Raw genomic sequence first — 225 nt, 5'->3', positions numbered from 1 at the left:
GTGGCCAGTTCGATTCGATGCTCGCCAAACTCATCGTCACCGGAGCCACCCGCGAACAGGCCCTCGCCCGTTCGCGTCGGGCCCTGGCCGAGTTCACCGTCGACGGCTTGGCGACGGTGATCCCGTTCCATGCGGCGGTGGTCTCCGATCCGGCGTTCATCGGCGACGGGGACTCCTTCTCGGTGCACACCCGGTGGATCGAAACCGAATGGGACAACCAGGTTC

Annotated in this window: 1 pseudogene; it reads left to right on the top strand. The window is 65.8% G+C overall.

From position 1 onward, the window contains the following. Positions 1-225: pseudogene (locus O4220_RS27780) on the top strand (acetyl-/propionyl-CoA carboxylase subunit alpha); the annotation flags it as partial.

This window comes from Rhodococcus ruber (assembly GCF_027270735.1).
Taxonomy (GTDB): domain Bacteria; phylum Actinomycetota; class Actinomycetes; order Mycobacteriales; family Mycobacteriaceae; genus Rhodococcoides; species Rhodococcoides rubrum_A.
Note: the sequence above shows the minus strand (reverse complement) of the source record. Positions and strands in the feature narration are given on the sequence as shown.